This window comes from Pseudoalteromonas sp. KJ63-1 (assembly GCF_055808145.1).
Genome location: NZ_CM147855.1, coordinates 1,208,175 through 1,226,793, shown reverse-complemented (window position 1 = coordinate 1,226,793; position 18,619 = coordinate 1,208,175). Strand labels below are relative to the sequence as shown.

16 protein-coding genes and 1 pseudogene are annotated in these 18,619 nt (G+C 39.0%); 13 read left to right on the top strand and 4 right to left on the bottom strand.

Going from position 1 to position 18,619, the window contains the following annotated elements; all coding sequences use genetic code 11:
- Nucleotides 1–8 precede the first annotated feature (8 nt).
- Nucleotides 9–263, top strand: a complete 255-nt coding sequence (locus AC0L7Q_RS05765; RefSeq protein WP_198522989.1) for a DUF3862 domain-containing protein — start codon at nucleotides 9–11, stop codon at nucleotides 261–263.
- 43 nt (nucleotides 264–306) lie between these two features.
- On the opposite strand, the gene AC0L7Q_RS05760 is transcribed toward AC0L7Q_RS05765, so the two are convergent.
- The 3 genes from AC0L7Q_RS05760 to AC0L7Q_RS05750 all read right to left on the bottom strand — a co-directional run bounded on the left by AC0L7Q_RS05760 (nucleotide 307) and on the right by AC0L7Q_RS05750 (nucleotide 5,673).
- Nucleotides 307–1,674, bottom strand: coding sequence for a hypothetical protein (locus AC0L7Q_RS05760; RefSeq protein WP_413401701.1), 1,368 nt, complete (start codon nucleotides 1,672–1,674; stop codon nucleotides 307–309).
- Nucleotides 1,675–1,781: 107 nt separating this feature from the next.
- On the bottom strand, nucleotides 1,782–4,499 hold the full coding sequence (locus AC0L7Q_RS05755) for a TonB-dependent receptor (protein ID WP_413401699.1): 2,718 nt from the start codon (nucleotides 4,497–4,499) through the stop codon (nucleotides 1,782–1,784).
- Nucleotides 4,500–5,244: 745 nt separating this feature from the next.
- The gene (locus tag AC0L7Q_RS05750; protein WP_409425166.1) at nucleotides 5,245–5,673 is read right to left on the bottom strand and encodes a hypothetical protein; all 429 of its coding nucleotides are present in this window, start codon (nucleotides 5,671–5,673) and stop codon (nucleotides 5,245–5,247) included.
- Nucleotides 5,674–6,009: 336 nt separating this feature from the next.
- On the opposite strand from AC0L7Q_RS05750, the gene ccoN reads away from it, so the two are divergent.
- The 12 genes and pseudogenes from ccoN (at nucleotide 6,010) to ttcA (ending at nucleotide 17,432) form a co-directional block, all read left to right on the top strand.
- On the top strand, nucleotides 6,010–7,443 hold the full coding sequence (ccoN, locus tag AC0L7Q_RS05745) for a cytochrome-c oxidase, cbb3-type subunit I (protein ID WP_131690840.1): 1,434 nt from the start codon (nucleotides 6,010–6,012) through the stop codon (nucleotides 7,441–7,443).
- A 12-nt stretch (nucleotides 7,444–7,455) separates the two neighbouring features.
- Nucleotides 7,456–8,130, top strand: coding sequence for a cytochrome-c oxidase, cbb3-type subunit II (gene ccoO, locus AC0L7Q_RS05740; protein WP_008109817.1), 675 nt, complete (start codon nucleotides 7,456–7,458; stop codon nucleotides 8,128–8,130).
- A 6-nt stretch (nucleotides 8,131–8,136) separates the two neighbouring features.
- On the top strand, nucleotides 8,137–8,322 hold the full coding sequence (locus tag AC0L7Q_RS05735; protein WP_010389598.1) for a cbb3-type cytochrome oxidase subunit 3: 186 nt from the start codon (nucleotides 8,137–8,139) through the stop codon (nucleotides 8,320–8,322).
- The gene (ccoP, locus tag AC0L7Q_RS05730) at nucleotides 8,319–9,353 is read left to right on the top strand and encodes a cytochrome-c oxidase, cbb3-type subunit III (protein ID WP_178955714.1); all 1,035 of its coding nucleotides are present in this window, start codon (nucleotides 8,319–8,321) and stop codon (nucleotides 9,351–9,353) included. The genes AC0L7Q_RS05735 and ccoP overlap by 4 nt, the downstream gene beginning before the upstream one ends.
- 148 nt (nucleotides 9,354–9,501) lie before the next feature.
- Nucleotides 9,502–9,993 (top strand): FixH family protein, encoded by a 492-nt coding sequence (locus AC0L7Q_RS05725; protein WP_138607039.1) that lies wholly within the window; start codon nucleotides 9,502–9,504, stop codon nucleotides 9,991–9,993.
- An 8-nt stretch (nucleotides 9,994–10,001) separates the two neighbouring features.
- Nucleotides 10,002–12,373: pseudogene (locus tag AC0L7Q_RS05720) on the top strand (heavy metal translocating P-type ATPase).
- The gene (gene ccoS, locus AC0L7Q_RS05715; RefSeq protein ID WP_008109812.1) at nucleotides 12,370–12,537 is read left to right on the top strand and encodes a cbb3-type cytochrome oxidase assembly protein CcoS; all 168 of its coding nucleotides are present in this window, start codon (nucleotides 12,370–12,372) and stop codon (nucleotides 12,535–12,537) included. The pseudogene AC0L7Q_RS05720 and the gene ccoS overlap by 4 nt, the downstream one beginning before the upstream one ends.
- Nucleotides 12,530–13,201 (top strand): sulfite exporter TauE/SafE family protein, encoded by a 672-nt coding sequence (locus AC0L7Q_RS05710; RefSeq protein ID WP_413401692.1) that lies wholly within the window; start codon nucleotides 12,530–12,532, stop codon nucleotides 13,199–13,201. Before ccoS ends, AC0L7Q_RS05710 begins: the two co-directional genes overlap by 8 nt.
- A gap of 42 nt (nucleotides 13,202–13,243) precedes the next feature.
- Nucleotides 13,244–13,981, top strand: coding sequence for an FNR family transcription factor (locus tag AC0L7Q_RS05705; RefSeq protein ID WP_010389589.1), 738 nt, complete (start codon nucleotides 13,244–13,246; stop codon nucleotides 13,979–13,981).
- A gap of 202 nt (nucleotides 13,982–14,183) precedes the next feature.
- Nucleotides 14,184–15,278, top strand: a complete 1,095-nt coding sequence (locus tag AC0L7Q_RS05700) for a right-handed parallel beta-helix repeat-containing protein (RefSeq protein ID WP_409425160.1) — start codon at nucleotides 14,184–14,186, stop codon at nucleotides 15,276–15,278.
- Between the two features lie 220 nt (nucleotides 15,279–15,498).
- Nucleotides 15,499–16,425 (top strand): universal stress protein UspE, encoded by a 927-nt coding sequence (uspE, locus tag AC0L7Q_RS05695; protein WP_138607047.1) that lies wholly within the window; start codon nucleotides 15,499–15,501, stop codon nucleotides 16,423–16,425.
- Between the two features lie 92 nt (nucleotides 16,426–16,517).
- On the top strand, nucleotides 16,518–17,432 hold the full coding sequence (gene ttcA, locus AC0L7Q_RS05690; protein ID WP_413401685.1) for a tRNA 2-thiocytidine(32) synthetase TtcA: 915 nt from the start codon (nucleotides 16,518–16,520) through the stop codon (nucleotides 17,430–17,432).
- A gap of 48 nt (nucleotides 17,433–17,480) precedes the next feature.
- Here the strand turns inward: ttcA and AC0L7Q_RS05685 are convergent, their stop codons facing one another.
- Nucleotides 17,481–18,542, bottom strand: coding sequence for a hypothetical protein (locus AC0L7Q_RS05685; RefSeq protein WP_409425157.1), 1,062 nt, complete (start codon nucleotides 18,540–18,542; stop codon nucleotides 17,481–17,483).
- Nucleotides 18,543–18,619: the final 77 nt, after the last annotated feature.

Sequence of the window (18,619 nt, the reverse complement as noted above, 5' to 3'; positions counted from 1 at the left end):
AAGTAGCAATGAAGAAACTTTTTATTATTTTTGCAGCACTCAGTCTTGCAGCTTGCTCAAAAGTAAGCTTAGAAAATTACGAAAAGATTAAAATAGGTATGGACAAAACAGAAGTTGAAGCCATGTTAGGTAGTGCTGATAATTGTGTAGAAAAAACACTGCATACCAGCTGTACTTGGGGTAATGACGCTAAAAATATCGAAATTACCTTAGTATCAGACAAAGTAACGCTATACAGCAAAAAAGGACTAACGGATAAATAGTCTAGTTTAGTTTAGTTTAAGTAAAAAAGAGGAATAACCTGTGTTATTCCTCTTTTTTGCTGTCGCTGGTGTAAATCAGCTCTATATTAACAATTTTACTGCGATTTAAAGTGATTTTATAGCGCTGATACAGCGCATTATCAGATTCAGTCTGAACGAGTACCATATTTAATTGGTAGCGTCTTTCAACTCCTTGCTTAGAGATTTTATTATTTTCTAAATGGTAGAGCTTCCCTTCCCCCTTTTTTAAATAACGAGCAAATGGTGCAAGATTAAATTGCAATGTTTGTTGTAAGCTATCGTAGCCTGGCAAAAATTCTTTAGCACTGACCCGCGTTTCACTAGCAAAATGCAGCCATTGCGCCGCCTGTTTATTTTGCTGACGACGCTTAGAGAAAATTTTCCTCACTTCTTTGGGGATTTTTTTAAACCGCGTATATTCTAACCAAATAAACTGGCTCGCTACTTTATCTTTTGTAATACTGTTTTTAAAAATAAAGCGCCATTTTGGCCGCCCTCGCACAATAGCACGCCAAATAATACGAGTGATATCCTCTTTAAATATCTCTCTTAAACCGTAAATAACCCCTAAAATTAAAATCAATGAAGCGGTTATTTCAGTAAAGGTAGAACGTGCATTTAAAATAACCACCATCACAAAAGCCATTATAACGGCTGTTACAGAGCCTTTTACCAACCGTTTTAAATAACTATTTAGATAACGGGTTTGGCGCTGCAAAATCACCCCATGCTCTATTAAACGCTGCAATAGGCGCATTTTATTGGTGATTCTGTTGGCGTCTTTAAGTGTTGAGTCAGAATTATATTGTTGCTCTGCTCGGTACTCACTTTCTGACTTACAAAAGTTTAATAAGTCATTTCGCTCTTTTGCGTGATCGCTACTGCGCGGCCCTTCATCAAGCAGCTTTAAAAAAGTTTGTTCAATCTGCCAACTTAGGTAATTATCAGCATTGGTATAAAACGGGATCAGCTTTTCGTTATCTGGGGTGTAACGTCTGAGTTTTCTGAGTAAGCTTTGGCTTTGCTCGCAAAGCTCCATGGCCCGTTGATAAAATTCATCGCTTTCTTGAATTTTTAACGCATCTTTAATATCAGCATCAATGGCGAGACGTACTTGATAACAATATAAATTTAAGTTTTGTCGGTAGTCTTGCTGCTCACCTTTGTTTTTACTTACAAAGCGGCTTCGCACTAATGGAAGGTGAATGTTATTCGCGTTATAGGCAACAAAAGATTTAAATTGGTTATTAAAGTAAGACTCTTCGCTGAGTGTTTGTGCATTAATTCCCATTTCATTTGGGATAGAAAAATAAAGATCGAGACGCTGCTCTGCACGCGGTGATAATTGCGGTTCAATAACAAACGATAAATTTTCGTCTTGCTTTAACAATGATGCCTCCTTGGGTTATCTGTCTGAGTTTACGTGCCTCTTTAATTTTGTTCAACAAAAAAGGCCTAGTAAAAACTAGGCCTTTTAGTGATTCTAATTAGTTAAAATTAGAATTTAACGTTTACGTTTGCAAAGAAACGACGACCTAGTACATCGTATGTGTACGGGTCAGTGTTTGAATCATTGTTACCAGTGTAATAAGGAGGCTGTTTATCGAACAAGTTGTTTACACCTGCAGTAAGAGAAACAGTATCATTTACTAGGTAACTACCACTTAGGTCACTATAGATAACTGATGGTGTTGTAGGTGCATAACACGTGTCTTTATTTAGACATGCGTAGCTATCCATACCCGCGATGTAACGCATTTGGTATTGTGCATCCCAGTTATCGCCAGACACATTAATGGTTAGGTTTGACTTAAGATCTGCGTAACCACCTGAACCAGATGTTACTAACCCTGCGTAATCAACAGGAGAACCAGTTACTTCTACAACATATTCATCTAAGTAAGTTGTATCTAAGCCCGCTTTCCAGTTAAGACCTACTGCTTCAAAGCTGTATGCAAGATTTAAATCAACACCCGATGTTTTTTCAGAACCAATGTTTTGTAATTGGTTGTTAAAAGTAATACGACCCGTAGAGTCTAGATTTACATTTGCTGACTGACATAGTGCAGAACCTGCATTAGTGTCTACAGCTAAACACTGATCAACAATGTATTGATTGTCTACAGTTGCAATTGCGTTTTCAATTTCAATTGAGTAGTAATCAAGTGTCATTGAGAAACCATCAAACCACTGCGGCTCATACACGATACCCGCAGTAAATGTATCAGCTTCTTCTGGTGTTAATGCATCATTACCACCAACAGTTACTTCAGCCTGCTCTTGTGCACCAGGGAATTCAACTTGATTAAATGATGGAGAGTTACCTGAGTATAATTCTGAAACCGTTGGAGCACGGAAAGCCGTTGAAACAACGCTGCGTAGCATTAATTCATCATTTGCTTTCCATGTTAAACCTAATTTCCATGTATTATCAGAACCAAACGTGCTGTAGTCGAATGCACGAATAGCGGCACTAAGCTCTACATTTTGTGCAAATGGTGCATCTGTTAGTAGTGGAAGCGCAAATTCAACATAGGCTTCGTTTACATCAAAGCCACCTGCTGTTGGTTCAACCATAGGGTCATTTGCAAGGCCTTGCGCTGTTAGTGAATCTGGTGTGAACCACGCTTTTTCTTGACGACGCTCTACACCCGCAGCAAATGCTGCATAACCTGCAGGTAATTCAAATAACTCGCCAGAAACAGATGCCGCGATAATGAATAACTGGCTGCCACCATTATTTACTTCTGTGTATACATTTTTACGGAAATCTTCTGAAGTCCAAGCAGACTGATCTAACGGGTTAAATGTGCCCTCAACTTCGCCATCTACGGTACGTAAAATACTATCGCCGATCGCACCCATGTTGTGTAAGTTACTTAACTTATCAACCGAATCGTTACGGCCAAAGTTCGCTGAAACGTCCCAAGAGTAATCGCCTACAAAACCTTCAGCACCAACAACGGCGCGAACAGTGTCAACTGACTGTTCAAAAATACGTGGACCAGTATCAGACATACGGCGACCGTAGAAAAGGTCATCACCGTACGCATAGTTTGCAGATTCAGTAATGTATTTACCATCAGCATCTACATCTGCGTAACCATCACCGTTACGGTCTACTTTACTTGTGTATGATTGACCAAGAAGTGAGTCACCCATTGATTCATCATATTTAAAACCAAACCATACAGGTTGTGGTGCCATTTGCTGCTCTGACCAACGCTTGGTGTAAGTGAACTCAGCGAATAAACTTGTATCATCACTAATTTCGTAAGTTGCAATACCCGTTAAATTTAAACGCTCCATTGGCGTGTATAAGTAACTTGTTGGTGAAAAGTTGTAACGATCAGCATCAGTAAATGGGTGCAGACCACCTTGACCACTTAAACCGTTGTCGCCTTGTGCCAAGCCAACGCTAACTTCTTCGCCTTTATCGTTTAATGCCGTTGTAGTACTGTCTTGCCAAATGTGACCACCCTCAGCATAAACAGAACCACCGTTACAGTTTAAACCGTTTGCATCTTCTGCGATTGGGCAATCTGAAAAGTCACGATCTGCTTGTGATGCTTTACCACGATCTGTGTACTGCATGCCGATAACGATATTACCTTTATCGAAAGAGCTACCCACAGTGAAATCTATAGAGTTCTCTGTTGCATCGCCTTCACCGGTAATTGCAGAATTTACGTTCATGTCTAGGCCTTCAAAATTATCCTTTAAGATAATATTGACTACGCCTGCTACCGCATCAGTACCGTATACAGCAGATGCACCATCTTTAAGTACTTCTACTTGTTTGATCATCGAAACCGGAATGGTGTTTAAATCAACCGTTGATGCTGCACCAGTACCTGATGCAATCATACGACGACCATTAACAAGTACTAATGTACGGTTAGCACCTAAGCCACGTAAATCGATACGTGCGTTGCCACCCGAACCATTATTAATACCTGGGTTGGTCATTGCACCGCCCGTAGCGGTCATTTTTTGTAAAACACTATCAATACTTGTTGCACCCATAGCTTGAATGTCATCAGCACCGATAAGTGTAACTGGGCTTGCGTTTTCCATGTCTGAACGCTTGATACGAGAACCCGTTACTTGAATTTTTTCAATTGACTTTACTGCTTCGTCTGCAGCTAAAACTTGAACACTTGAGAACATTGGGATTGCTGCAATTACAGCTAAACCAAGAGTTGATTTTTTCATGGATGAACCCTACTTGTTGAAATTTACCTAAATTGGTAACGCCCACTTTTATGAGAATTTTGAGTGAGCGGGGGCAACTTAGGCGCCTTTAACTGAATGAAAACTTAACGAGAGGTCGTTATATAAACAGCTAAAATTAAGCTACCCCATGAAAGGGACAAAGGTTACAGCATGTTTCATTGTTAATTAATAAAAACAGATAAAAGTCATAAACTTAACCAAGCGCAATCACATAAAAAACATAGGTGAAATCAAATATATGGAGTTTGTAATCAAATGTAATTTAATCATTAATGTGCCCTTAATAGGTAAATTAACATGTTAATCACAGCTCGTTATTAAAACGGTAAAACTAGGTGTTAATTACTAACCATATTTATGCAAGTAGATTGTTTATTTAGTCTGAATATTTTTACTAAAAGTTTTAATCGTGCAAATTTTATGTTTATTGAGAGTTTCAATCTGGATCTATACTTATAAAGGAGTAATTGCAAAAAGAGGGTGTAATAGAAGAAAAGTATTTTATTGCATATGTTGGTATAGCGCTGATCAGATTTGATTATTGGGTATCATTGCGCTGACAGTCTCAGCGCTTTAACTTAGTAGTGAATGTAAGCTTTTTTATCTTGAGCATAAAAAAGCTTACATAAAACAGACCCTAACATCGGCTAGCAAAGAAACTATGGCCTAGGAGTGTGTTACACAAAAAATAGTGCAATTATGAATAAGTGAAAATTAAAACATTTTAGTAAGTAACATTAAAATAATATTCAACCGTTTGGTTGGCCGAAGTGCTTTCATTAATTGCAGTAAGCACCAATTTCCAAACCATATTTTGCTCTGAGCAAATACCAACCATAGTATCGGCTAACCAAATATTACCTTGTTTAGTAAACTGCACCGGAATGTAACCCATATACATAGTTACCCCTTCCAGTTTAGCTGTCATAATTTTGAAACCATCGGGTAACTGCGTATAAATTGAAAACGGTGTTTCCGGTGATAGGGTTGTCTCGCTCAGCCACACTTTAATTTGATTTTCAAAATGACACGGTTTGTTATTTTCACACTCAGTTTGTGGTTGAGTTACTTTTGGTATTGTTGTTGATCCAGAAAAGTCACAACCTAGTAAAAATAATAGAAAGGAAAGTAAACATACTCTATATATATACATGTAAGTTCTCAAATATCTAATGTATAAGCCCAACGTTTGGGGCAAGTTGGTTGATTATCGGCTTTAATGAGCAAGTAAGGTACAAATCACCTCAAAAAATAGACAGCAACTCAATAAAGTTTGATTGATGTCATATTATTACGCAATTGACCTATCTTTTTAAGGCCAAAAAATTTATCATTTCAACCGCAAAAAAAACAAGTATTTCTTGAGATTATTATCTTTAAAACCACATATTGTGGGGTTTAGATAGTATACTTTGGAATAATAGTAGGTCCTACTTTAACAAGTGGGTAATTCATTTCTAAACGCATTTATTGCAGCGGAAGCCAGAAAATGAGCCAAACAGTAGCATCACAAACTGAGTACAATTATAAAGTTGTACGCCAATTCGCTATTATGACAGTGATTTGGGGCATCGTTGGCATGGGTATTGGGGTTCTGATTGCTGCCCAACTAGCTTGGCCAGCACTTAACTTTGACACACCATGGTTAACTTACTCTCGACTTCGTCCGTTACACACGAACGCAGTAATTTTCGCATTTGGTACAAGTGCTCTTTTTGCGACGTCTTATTACGTCGTACAACGTACATGTCAAACGCGCCTTCTTTCAGACAAATTAGCCGCCTTCACCTTTTGGGGTTGGCAGTTGGTGATTGTTCTAGCAGCAATTACTCTACCAATGGGTATTTCAAGTTCTAAAGAGTACGCAGAACTTGAGTGGCCTATCGATATCTTAATTGCCGTAGTTTGGGTAACTTACGCTATTGTATTTATGGGTACTATTGCTAAGCGCAAAGTGGCTCATATTTATGTAGCTAACTGGTTCTATGCTGGTTTCATTATTACTGTTGCAGTTCTTCATATTGTTAACAGCATGGCTGTTCCAGTCTCACTTACTAAATCATACTCAATATACGCCGGTGCTGTTGATGCAATGGTTCAGTGGTGGTACGGACACAATGCTGTTGGTTTCCTTCTTACCGCTGGCTTCTTAGGTATGATGTATTACTTTGTACCAAAGCAAGCGGGTCGTCCAGTTTACTCATACCGTTTATCGGTTGTTCACTTTTGGGCACTTATCTCGCTTTACATTTGGGCAGGCCCTCACCACCTTCACTACACTGCGCTTCCTGATTGGACGCAAAGCTTAGGTATGGTGATGTCTATTATCTTATTCGTACCGTCTTGGGGTGGTATGATCAACGGTATTATGACGCTTTCAGGTGCATGGCATAAGCTACGTACTGACCCTGTACTTCGTTTCTTAGTGGTTTCATTGTCTTTCTACGGTATGTCGACATTTGAAGGCCCAATGATGGCAATCAAATCTGTAAATGCGTTATCGCACTACACAGATTGGACTGTAGGTCACGTACACTCAGGTGCATTAGGTTGGGTTGCAATGATTTCTATCGGTGCTATCTACCACCTTATCCCTGCGTTATTCTCGCAAGGCCGTATGTACAGCATTAAATTAATCAATACACACTTCTGGTTACACACTGTGGGTGTTGTTTTATACATTGTTGCAATGTGGATTTCAGGTGTAATGCAAGGCCTAATGTGGCGTGCAGTTAACTCTGACGGTACATTAATGTACAGTTTTGTTCAGTCGTTAGAAGCCTCTCATCCTTTCTATGTTATGCGTTTCTTAGGCGGTGTATTCATCGTAGCAGGTATGCTGGTTATGGCTTATAACGTTTATCGTACAGTTTCAGCGAAAAATAACTCGCTAGAACTTGATGAACAAGCGCAGTTAGCATAACGGAGTCAGATAATGAGCAATAAAAATTCGCAAAATAAACACGAAATTATCGAGAAAAACATCGGCCTTATGGCCATCTTGACTGTTTTCGCAATCAGCTTTGGTGCATTAGTAGAAATTACCCCGCTAATGTTCCAAGACGACACAACTAAACCCGTTGATGGGTTACGCCCATTAAACGCGCTTGAGTTTGAAGGTCGTGACATCTATGTACGTGAAGGCTGTGCTAACTGTCACTCACAAATGATTCGTCCGTTTCGTGATGAAGTTGAGCGTTACGGTCACTACTCGGTTGCGGGTGAGTCAGTATGGGATCACCCATTCCTTTGGGGTTCTAAACGTACTGGTCCTGACTTAGCACGTGTAGGTAAACGTTACTCAGATGACTGGCATTATGCACACTTAGTTGACCCACGTGCAGTGGTTCCTGAGTCGAATATGCCAGGCTTCCCTTGGTTAGCAGAGAACACGCTTGATACAAGCCTGACTCTGAAAAAGCTACAAATTTTCCGTGACACGTTTGCTATTAACCCAGAAAACCCAAAACACCCGGGTTTAGGTTATGGCAGTGACGAGGAATTAATCGCTGACATTGCTAAAGTTGACGCAATGAATGACGGTAAAGGTGCAACAGAAATGCAAGCCCTTATTGCTTATTTGCAACAACTTGGCACACATTTGAAGTAGATTATTATGGACTACGGGACATACAGAGGCATTTTGACTCTGGTAATTTTAGTATTATTTATTGTGATTGTTGGATGGGCATATAGCAAGCGTAGTAAAAGTCGTTTTAAAGACGCTGCTAATGTCATATTTGAAGATGAAAAAAAACACAACAATACACTCTCTAACGAGGAAAAGGGGTCTGAGAAATGACTAGCTTTTGGAGTATATGGGTTATTGTATTAACCCTTGCATGCTTAATCATTATCTTTGGTCTACTAGTTTGGAACTTAAAAAACTATGTAGGTGTAAAAGAAGGTGAAAGCTGTGGACATGAGTTTGACGGCATTGAAGAATTAAACAATCCACTGCCAAAATGGTGGACTTACATGTTCTTCGCAACGTTTGTATGGTCTGTTTATTACTTAGCAGCTTACCCAGGTTTAGGTAACTGGGAAGGCTTAGCAAAGTGGACCAGCTCAAATCAAGGTGTTACCTCTTTAACTGAATCGAAAGAAGCAGTGGTAGACGCTCAAGAAAACGGTCGTTTTGTAAAGCTAGATGCAGAATACCGCGCCGCTGAAGAGCGTTTTGGCCCAATTTTCAATGAGTTGGCAAAAACCCCTGTTTTAGAATTAGTTGACTCTAAATTAGCGGGTGATGCAGCTCAGCAAATCGCTCTTGAAAATGGCACTAAACATGAACAAACGCAAGGTCAATTAGCAGTTGAAATTGGTCAACGCTTATTTGCTCAAAACTGTGCGCAATGTCATGGTTCTGATGCTCGTGGTGGTACAGGCTTCCCTAACCTAACAGATAACGACTGGTTATATGGTGGTACGCCTGACAAAATCAGAGAAACGTTACTTTTAGGCCGTGTTGCAGCAATGCCTCCTTGGGGTGATGCATTAGGCGAGCAAGGCGTTAAAGAAATGACGGCTTACGTACTTAGCCTATCTGGTCGTACTGTTAACCAAAAAGACGCCGCGGCAGGTAAAGCGAAATTCGCTATGTGTGCAGCTTGTCATGGTGCAGATGGTAAAGGCTCAGTTGCGCATAACCTACCTTTCGGTGCACCAAATCTAACTGATAACATTTGGTTATACGGTGGCTCTCAACGTGCTGTTGAAGAAACACTAAACCATGGTCGTGCTGGTGTAATGCCTGCTTTTAAAGAGATTTTAGGCGAAGACAAAATTCACCTATTAACTGCTTACGTTTACAGCTTATCGCAAGAAAAATAGCGATAAAGTTAACAAAACGTTTCAGTTTTAATCTTTTTATTTCAATAGATTAATACAGATCAAAAAAGCCTCCACTCGGAGGCTTTTTTTAGTCTTTTTCTTTTATTTATTATAATATAGCTGCACATTCATCAATTTTAGAGCAACTATGCAACCGACTCCGTGGTATAAAAATTTTTGGCCTTGGTTTTTAATCTTCTTCCCTCTAGCTGCAATTATTGGCTGCATTAGTTTATTTATTACAGCCATTGGTAACGGCCCAGACATGGTCGTTGATGACTATTATAAAAAAGGCAAAGCAATTAACTTAGAGCTGATCAAATTTGATAAAGCAAAAGCCTTGTATCTGCATGGTGACCTAAATGTATCTGATGAGCGAGTAAGCTTTAAATTTACTAAAGGCGATACCAGTAATATCCACGCGTTAAAGTTGTCATTTTTCCATCGCACTATTAAAGCACATGATTTTGAAGCTACCCTCACTCCAAATGCTAATCAAGAGTTTACTGCATTATTAGAAAGCTACACGCCTGGTGCTTACTCAGTGTTTATTGAACCCGTTGATGCTAGTTGGAAAATGAAAGAAAGTGTCACTTTACCAACCACAACCACCGTTTTAGTTACTCCTAACTATAAGTAGTATTTAGTATGTCTAAAAATTGCTTTCATTGTCTTGAAAGTGTGCCTGCTGGGTTTAGCGCACATGTTGTTATAGACGATACCGCTGAGCCAATGTGTTGCATTGGCTGCCAAGCTGTTGCACAGAATATCATTGACCAAGGAATGACCGACTACTACAAATACCGCACTGTTAGCGCTGGTAAAGTAGAACAACTGGTTCCTGAACAGCTCGCTTTTATTAAAAGCTATGACAATGAAGATATTCAAGATGAGTTTATTAGCACCCATAACGACAACTCTGAGGTACTACTGAGTGTTGAAGGTATAACCTGCGCCGCTTGTGCATGGCTAATTGAAAAGCAATTATTAAATCTTAAATCGGTAAAACGCGTTGATGTAAATACCTCAACAAATCGTGCCATGATCCACTGGGATAAAAGCGCCACACCTTTAAGTGAGCTAATTACCTCATTGGCTGAAATAGGTTATAAAGCGTACCCATTCCAATCAGATTTAGAAGCCCAGCAAAAGCAGCAAACTGCCAAAGCGTATATTCGCCGCCTTGGTGTTGCAGGTTTGATGACCATGCAAGTGATGATGTTTGCCTTTGCAATGTACTTTGGCATGTTCTCTGGGATGGACAGCAATTTTGAACAGTACTTTAGATGGATCAGTTTAATTCTCGCTACCCCCGTTATCCTATACAGCGCCCTGCCCTTTTTAAGTAATGCAATTAATGGCTTAAAAGCAAAACAGCTGAATATGGACTTGCCAGTATCATTGGCTATTTTTGGTGCTTATGGCGCTAGTTGTTATGCCACAGTAATGGAAGTAGGCGAAGTTTACTTTGAATCTATTTGTATGTTTACCTTTTTACTCTTATTGGGTAAATACTTAGAGTTTAGAGCGCGTTTAAAAGCCAGTGAATTCACTGCTAACTTGCAAAAGTTGTTACCCCTTACTGCCCGTACGCTCGATGAACACGGTAATGAGCACATCATTGCCGCCAAAAAACTCAAACTTAACGATATTGTGTTAATAAAGGCAGGCGAAACTATTCCTGCTGATGGCATTTTAGTTAAAGGCATCACCAGTGTTGATGAGTCAATGATGACCGGCGAACATCAACCAGTGCGAAAGTACATTGATCATAACGTGTATGCAGGCACGGTTAATCATGATGGTATAATTGAAATAAAAATCAATAAACTAGGCCAAAACACCCTACTTAATCAAATTATTCGCCTGCAACATAATGCCCTAACAAAACGCCCACGGCTGGTTGAAATTACCGATAAAGTGGCGCAGTGGTTTGTTGCTGTATTACTAGTATTTGCCTCCATAACTGCGATTGGTTGGTATCAGGTTGACCCTGACGTTGCATTTTGGATCACTATTTCGGTGTTAGTGGCCACTTGCCCGTGCGCATTAAGTTTAGCAATTCCAACCGCATTAACCTGTGCTGTAGCAACCTTAACCCGCAAAGGCATATTAATTAAGCAAGCGCATGTGCTCGAAACCCTATCAAAGCTCACTTTATTTGCCTTTGATAAAACAGGTACGCTTACACAAGGTAAGTTTAGCCTCGACGTGGTTGACATACTTGATGATAACTACAGCAAAGAGCAAATTCTTGATATTGCAGCCCAGCTTGAAAGTTACTCTGAGCATCCTATTGCCAGTGCATTTAAGGAGTTTAAAGGGCAACGTAAATTTGACGATGTACAACTCCACCCTGGCATTGGGATAAGCGCTCAGTTGGATAATACCCATTACGCTATTGGTAAAAGTGGTTGGTTTGATACAAAAAAACCAACGCACAGGCCACGCTTTACATAAACAAGCTGGCTGTTGCACGCTTTTACTTTGTAGATAAAGTTAAAGCCGATGCCGATAAGCTAATTAATGTTTTACAAGCGGCTAACCTTAGTTGCCATATGCTAACTGGTGATGCATCTGATGCGGGTGCCAAAGTCGCTAAAAAGTTAAAGCTTAACTCAGTGCAAGCCAGTTGCAGTCCAAAAGATAAACAAAATGCCGTTGATCACTGGTCATCGCAAGGTGAAATTGTTGCTATGGTTGGTGATGGCGTAAACGACAGCCCAGTATTTGCCAGTGCCCATTTATCTATCGCCATGGAAACCGGTGCCGATATATCTAAAAACAGTGCAGATGTTGTATTGCTTAACAGTGACTTAGCCTCCATCTCGCATTTATTAACCGTTGCCAAGCAAACACGACGTATAATTAAACAAAACCTAACACTTTCTTTATTATATAATGGCTCAATATTACCGCTTGCTGCTATGGGCTTAGTTGCGCCGTGGATGGCGGTTATTGGTATGTCTGCCAGCTCAATTATTGTGATATGTAATTCACTAAGGCTATTAAAGTTATGAGCATAATTTATATTTTAGTTCCTATTGCTATTTTGTTTGTATTAATTGCTATTGGCGTGTTTTTTTGGGCTGTAAAAGGCGAGCAATTCTCTGATTTAAACAAGCAAGGCCACAGTATTTTGTTTGAAGACGACAAAGAGCAGCACAATAAAAGTAATGATTGACCCTATTTTTGTTAGCGCTTTTTTAATGGGCTTAATTGGCAGTGGTCATTGCGTTGCTATGTGTGGTGGTATTGCCAGCTCATTGCAACTTGCCAGCAATAAACGTCAAACCTGGTTATATTCTCTAGCTTATAATAGCGGTCGAGCTTTAAGTTATATGCTAGCAGGAGCCCTTGTTGCGGGTATTAGTAGCCAGTTTGCTACGCAAAATTCTGCTTTTTCATTATTTCTGTCATTTTTAGCCGGTATTTTTATGTTACTGGTTGGCGTTTATATTATGCGCATAGCCGCCACCTTACAGTGGCTTGAAAAACTGGGTAAAACCCTTATTTGGCAGCACTTAATTAAACTTAATAAATATTTAATGCCCATTGATTCGCCTTTTAAAGCCCTTGGTTATGGCGCGTTATGGGGCTGGCTACCGTGCGGTTTAGTATACTCTGCACTTACCTGGGCAATGACCAGTGGCAACGCCCTCAATGGTGCTTTGGTTATGCTGGCATTTGCCCTAGGGACATTTCCTGCCATGATCACCTTAGGTGTGGCTGCACAAAAGCTAAATACGCTTTTTAACCACCCATGGACACGAATAACATTAGGCAGTGTTATCATTTGGTACGGTATCTACCTTCTGATCATTGCAACAGATAAGCTAGTGCATTAACATTATAAAATGTCGTGCATAGAAATTTAACGGATTGAACTTATGGATTTTTCTCAAAGTCGTGCTAAAGGTAATTGTGCCATTAGCTGTAATAACTGCAGTATTAGCCAGTTATGTTTACCATTTTCTTTAAATGGCCAAGAAATGGATAAACTTGATGAGATCATTGAGCGAAAAAAACCATTACACAAAGGTGACTACTTATTTGAATCGGGCGCGCCTTTAAATGCAATTTTTGCGGTTCGTTCGGGATCATTTAAATCGTATACCTTGTCTGAGCAAGGCGATGAACAAATTACCGGTTTTCATTTAGCTGGCGACCTTGTTGGATTTGATGCCATTAATAAAATGCAGCACCAAAGCTTTTCTCAAGCACTAGAAACCTCAATGGTATGTGAAATCCCCTTTGACACACTTGACGAACTCGCTGGTAAGCTGCCTAAGCTACGCCAACAAATTATGCGCTTAATGAGTAGTGAAATAACCTACGACCAAGAAATGCTGCTTTTACTTAATAAAAAGTCTGCTGAAGAACGCCTAGCGAGTTTTATTTATAATTTATCAGAGCGTTTTGGTGAACGTGGTTTTTCACGTAAAGAATTTAGATTTACCATGACCCGCGGTGAAATTGGCAACTACCTTGGCTTAACTGTTGAAACCATTAGCCGTTTATTGAGCCGTTTTCAAAAAGCAGATTTAATCAAAGTAGAAGGTAAGTTTATTACTATTTTAGATAATGACGCGCTTGCGAAAACAGCTGCAATTGTAAAACCACGTTAATAATAGCTTCTCATTTTAAAATTAATCCACCCCTGAATTGGAGCGTAATTATTTGCAATTATGCTCTATCTCTACTAACACTTTGAGTAGAGGTAATAACCATTCACTTTTAAGAGTCGATGAAGATAATTACTTATCTGGCTCATTTTCTAACATAAAAGCAACTACGTCCTATTACACTCTTATATAGAAGGACAATCTTATGCCTTATTCTTTATTTCTATTTATCACTCTTTCTTTAAGTATTTTATTTAGCAGCCAAGCATCGAGCTCAATGATCCCCGATGATGGCATTGATGACTCACAAGCACTAAAAGACTTGATTTTAAACACTGCAGAAAACTCTGAGCTTAAAATAGACAAACCAGGAGTTTACGATATATGTTCAGCTATTATCGTCAGAAACCTTAGTAACATTTCTATCACCGCTAATGCTGGCGTTATACTAAAAAAGTGTGACCAATTTGAAGGAGAATATATTTTATCCTTTTATAATTCACGCTTCATAGAAATTAATGGTTTTATTTTTAGAGGGTTAACGATAGACAAAATTAATTATGTTTGGGGTGAGCAAGGTATCCTTTTTGCAGGCTCCGAAGATATTTCAATTAAACATAATCACTTTTATGATTTTGGTGATGCGGCTATAAGAGCAACATCTTCACACTTATCATCCCATGATACGAATATAAATTCTTTCAGAATTGATATTCGTAATAATTACTTTGAAAATGTCACACAAGTAACAACTACTCACCCGTGGAATAATAACTATGGAGGTACGCATGATATTACAGTTGAAGATAATATTTTTGAGGGATTGAAGGGATCATTGAAATTTGCCACGGTTAAACCTGTATCAAAAGCTCTAGTAAGATATAACACTTTCAAAAACACCAAAGGCACTGCTATAGAAATTACTTATTACTCTAACGTAAAAATTATTGCTAATACCTTTATAGACAGTGATAAGTTTATCCTCAATGCTTACCCTAATAAACCAAGAAGTGTAACGGAGCCTTTTAATTGGGGAAGTATTTATTTTACTCACAATACTATTTTACGTTCTAAGGGAGGCATTAGAATACAGTCAGATGTAACCGACGAGCAAATAGATGATAAATACGTAAGAGGCATTTATATCAATAACAATCACTTTATTAACGTTGATATGACCGTTTATCCTGAAAAAAATATTGGTATCTTATTAACTTATTCAGTAGAGGTGGAAAGAGTTACCTGTTTTCTACCATTAAAGATAACGTTTATAACTTACTACCTGAAGTGGGCTTTGTGAAAAAAACGAGTGGATTCACCGTAGAAGATAACACTTCAATAAAACCTGAGAATAATTAAATTTTTATAAAGCCCTTCATGCTTTTATTCAAGATAAGGAGTTTTAAAATTAGAGAAACTTTATTTCTTGATATAGAACAATAATCTTAGTGCTACCTCTTTAACTGTTGTGTATTTGCGTTACACTAAATGTATAACTGTTAAGCGAATGGAGTAGCACAATGGAAACGATTAAACGTATTATCGCGGTTATTGATCCAACTAAAGACGATCAAAATGCCCTCGCGCGTTCAATAGATTTAGCCAAAAAATCGGGTGCGAGCATTACCGCATTTATGACTGTTTACGATTTCTCTTACGAAATGACTACTATGCTATCAGGCGATGAACGTGAAGCAATGCGTCAAGCCGTCCTTAAAGATCGCGAGCTATGGCTTAAAGAGCTGATCTCTCCTTATCAAAATATAAATATAGATACGCAAGTTATTTGGCATAATCGCCCATATGAGGCAATAATTAATACCGTTATCAATGATAAATACGACTTGGTTATCAAAGGTACGCATCAACATGGCGCACTAAAAGCGGTTATTTTTACTCCTACAGACTGGCATTTAGTTAGAAAATGCCCAACGCCCGTTCTATTTGTTAAAGATATGCAATGGCCAGCACAAGGTAATATTTTAGCTGCTGTGAATGCAGTCAGTGAAAATGAGCAGCACTTATCACTTAATAAACGCATAATTAAAGATGCACAATTTTTATGTGAACTAGCTAATGCTAAACTTAACTTAGTTAATGCCTACCCTGCTACACCGGTAAATATTGCTATAGAAATCCCAGAATTTAATCCTGGGCTTTACAACGAATCAGTTAAAAAACATCACATTGAATCAACCAATGAATTAGCTAATGAGTTTAACCTAACCTCTGATCAATGCTTTATTGAAGAGGGATTACCAGAAGATGTGATACCGGATGTTGCAAATCGTTTAAATAGTGAGTTAGTGGTTATTGGCACTGTGGGACGTACTGGCTTAAGTGCTGCATTAGTGGGTAACACCGCTGAGCATGTTATTGACAGCCTCGATTGTGATGTACTTGCATTGAAACCTGATGGCTATGTAAGTCCACTCGCAGAAAGTTAACGTTTGCTGTAGCTGTGATATTACATATGGCATATAATACGCCCCTTTATTTTTAGCAATTAATTTTGCCGTACTGTTTATAAGGGGGCGTAGTGTCTCATTCTGCTCAAGCCAAAGCTCAACACAACTTAAATAAGCTTCAAAAGCGTTTACGCCGCCTCACAGGTCAAGCTGTCATGGATTTTAACATGATAGAAGAAGGCGACCGTATCATGGTGTGCTTATCTGGCGGAAAAGATAGTTACACTATGCTCGATATGCTGCAACATTTACAGCGTGTTGCCCCTATCAAGTTTGATCTTTTTGCGGTTAACCTTGACCAAAAACAACCAGGCTTTCCTGAGCATGTACTGCCTGAATACCTTGATAATTTAAATATTGAATACAAAATTGTCGAAGAAGATACCTACAGTATTGTTACCGATATTATTCCTGAAGGTAAAACAACGTGCTCACTTTGCTCTCGTCTACGCCGTGGTATTTTATATCGTACGGCTAAAGAGCTAGGCGCTACTAAAATCGCATTGGGTCATCACCGCGATGACATGATAGAAACCTTGTTTTTAAATATGTTTTATGGCGGCAAGCTTAAAAGTATGCCAGCTAAACTAATGAGCGATAATGGTGAACACATGGTTATTCGCCCATTAGCTTATTGTAAAGAAGCCGATATTAGCCAATACGCATTTAGTCAAGGATACCCTATTATTCCGTGTAACTTATGTGGCTCACAAGAAAACTTACAACGTAAGCACACCAAGAATATGCTAGAGCAATGGAATAAAGAGCACCCAGGGCGTATAGAAAGTATTTTTACTGCAATGCAAAATGTTGTGCCTTCGCATTTAGCTGATAACCAATTGTTTGATTTTGCTAATCTACAAACCGGTGACGTTATTGATGGTGGCGATATCGCGTTAGATAAACCAGATATTCCAAAAGCGCCGGTTAATCCTGAACAAGATGAACTAAACCAAGCCGACGTAGTTACCATAAATTTAAGCTAACTTTTAAGGGTTTGCAGTAATGCAAACCCTACGCTCTGCTCTATACTGCTACTTTCCGGCAGCTAATCCTTGTAAAAACTCTAAACTCTGCAATTCTTGTTTATTCGCCTGATAAGGCAGCTGCTGTAAACTATCGTAAGCAAAATCTTCAATAGTAAACTCACTCACTTTACTTTGCCCAAAGCTGTTACGCTCGCCTGGGCTTGGCGACATACGTTCAATAACAAAGTCACTCAATCGTAAGCCATTTGTTTGCTTAGGCAAAACAGACCAATGCGCTTTAAAATCAATTTTTTCGCTGCCCTCATTTAAACGTGCTTTAGCAACTAAATGCGCTAATGGCGAACTATCACTGTATAAGTTAGCTCTTAAGCGATATAAGCCACTTTTTATAACAGTTAAATTAGCAGGCACTATCATATTATCATTACGTGGATACGCGCTATCAAAGCTAGTTAGGGTTGCACTAGGCGGCATATATTGTATTTGTGCCACCACAGGGACCATTTTACCCGCAATGTTGGCTTCAACTAATAACTGTAAATTGCGAGGATAGTCTTCCTCACCTTTAAACGTAATTGCCAGCTCATTGTCACGAGCAACACCACTTTGTGTTTTTAACGGCTGTTTAGTATCTGTATCACTGAGTGTTACCTGTGATTTACCTAAATTTTGTGCGCTTATGGTTAATTCAATTGCTTGCGGATAGACATAGCGATATTGAGATAAACTTAAGGTTAACTCCCCGCCTTGCTCTCCTACAGGGCTAGTAACCGGGAAAAACTGATTTGGCTTAAGCCGGTCTTCATCATATACCGTCAAAGGTTGCGAATAAGGCGGAAATGCTAAGCTTTGCTGATATTGCTGCGCGACCGCTGATGCTGCTTTTGCTATACCTTCATTAAACTCATGCTGCTCTTCAGGCATTTTTTTTATACTTGGTTTGACCGCTGATGCCTTTTGGTTTACCGACATAGCTACAAATTCAGGTGTTTTTTTATGCGCTTTAGCTGCTGTTTGCGGTACTGAATAACTAGCATTGCCTTTACCTAAAAACCATACCAAGCCGGTAACTATTATTACTAAAACAATAACGTAGGATTTTTTCATTGTTATTTATCCTATAACATCAATTCGCAATGATGGTTAATCACTTTTAGAACGTAAACCTGTTGCTATTTGCATTC

Excerpts from the sequence above, each read along its gene's own strand:
- AC0L7Q_RS05765 (WP_198522989.1), top strand. The coding sequence starts at position 9 with ATGAAGAAACTTTTTATTATTTTTGCAGCACTCAGTCTTGCAGCTTGC.
- AC0L7Q_RS05755 (WP_413401699.1), bottom strand. The coding sequence starts at position 4,499 with ATGAAAAAATCAACTCTTGGTTTAGCTGTAATTGCAGCAATCCCAATG.
- AC0L7Q_RS05750 (WP_409425166.1), bottom strand. The coding sequence starts at position 5,673 with ATGTATATATATAGAGTATGTTTACTTTCCTTTCTATTATTTTTACTA.
- ccoN (WP_131690840.1), top strand. The coding sequence starts at position 6,010 with ATGAGCCAAACAGTAGCATCACAAACTGAGTACAATTATAAAGTTGTA.
- ccoO (WP_008109817.1), top strand. The coding sequence starts at position 7,456 with ATGAGCAATAAAAATTCGCAAAATAAACACGAAATTATCGAGAAAAAC.
- AC0L7Q_RS05735 (WP_010389598.1), top strand. The coding sequence starts at position 8,137 with ATGGACTACGGGACATACAGAGGCATTTTGACTCTGGTAATTTTAGTA.
- ccoP (WP_178955714.1), top strand. The coding sequence starts at position 8,319 with ATGACTAGCTTTTGGAGTATATGGGTTATTGTATTAACCCTTGCATGC.
- AC0L7Q_RS05725 (WP_138607039.1), top strand. The coding sequence starts at position 9,502 with ATGCAACCGACTCCGTGGTATAAAAATTTTTGGCCTTGGTTTTTAATC.
- ccoS (WP_008109812.1), top strand. The coding sequence starts at position 12,370 with ATGAGCATAATTTATATTTTAGTTCCTATTGCTATTTTGTTTGTATTA.
- AC0L7Q_RS05710 (WP_413401692.1), top strand. The coding sequence starts at position 12,530 with ATGATTGACCCTATTTTTGTTAGCGCTTTTTTAATGGGCTTAATTGGC.
- AC0L7Q_RS05705 (WP_010389589.1), top strand. The coding sequence starts at position 13,244 with ATGGATTTTTCTCAAAGTCGTGCTAAAGGTAATTGTGCCATTAGCTGT.
- AC0L7Q_RS05700 (WP_409425160.1), top strand. The coding sequence starts at position 14,184 with ATGCCTTATTCTTTATTTCTATTTATCACTCTTTCTTTAAGTATTTTA.
- uspE (WP_138607047.1), top strand. The coding sequence starts at position 15,499 with ATGGAAACGATTAAACGTATTATCGCGGTTATTGATCCAACTAAAGAC.
- AC0L7Q_RS05685 (WP_409425157.1), bottom strand. The coding sequence starts at position 18,542 with ATGAAAAAATCCTACGTTATTGTTTTAGTAATAATAGTTACCGGCTTG.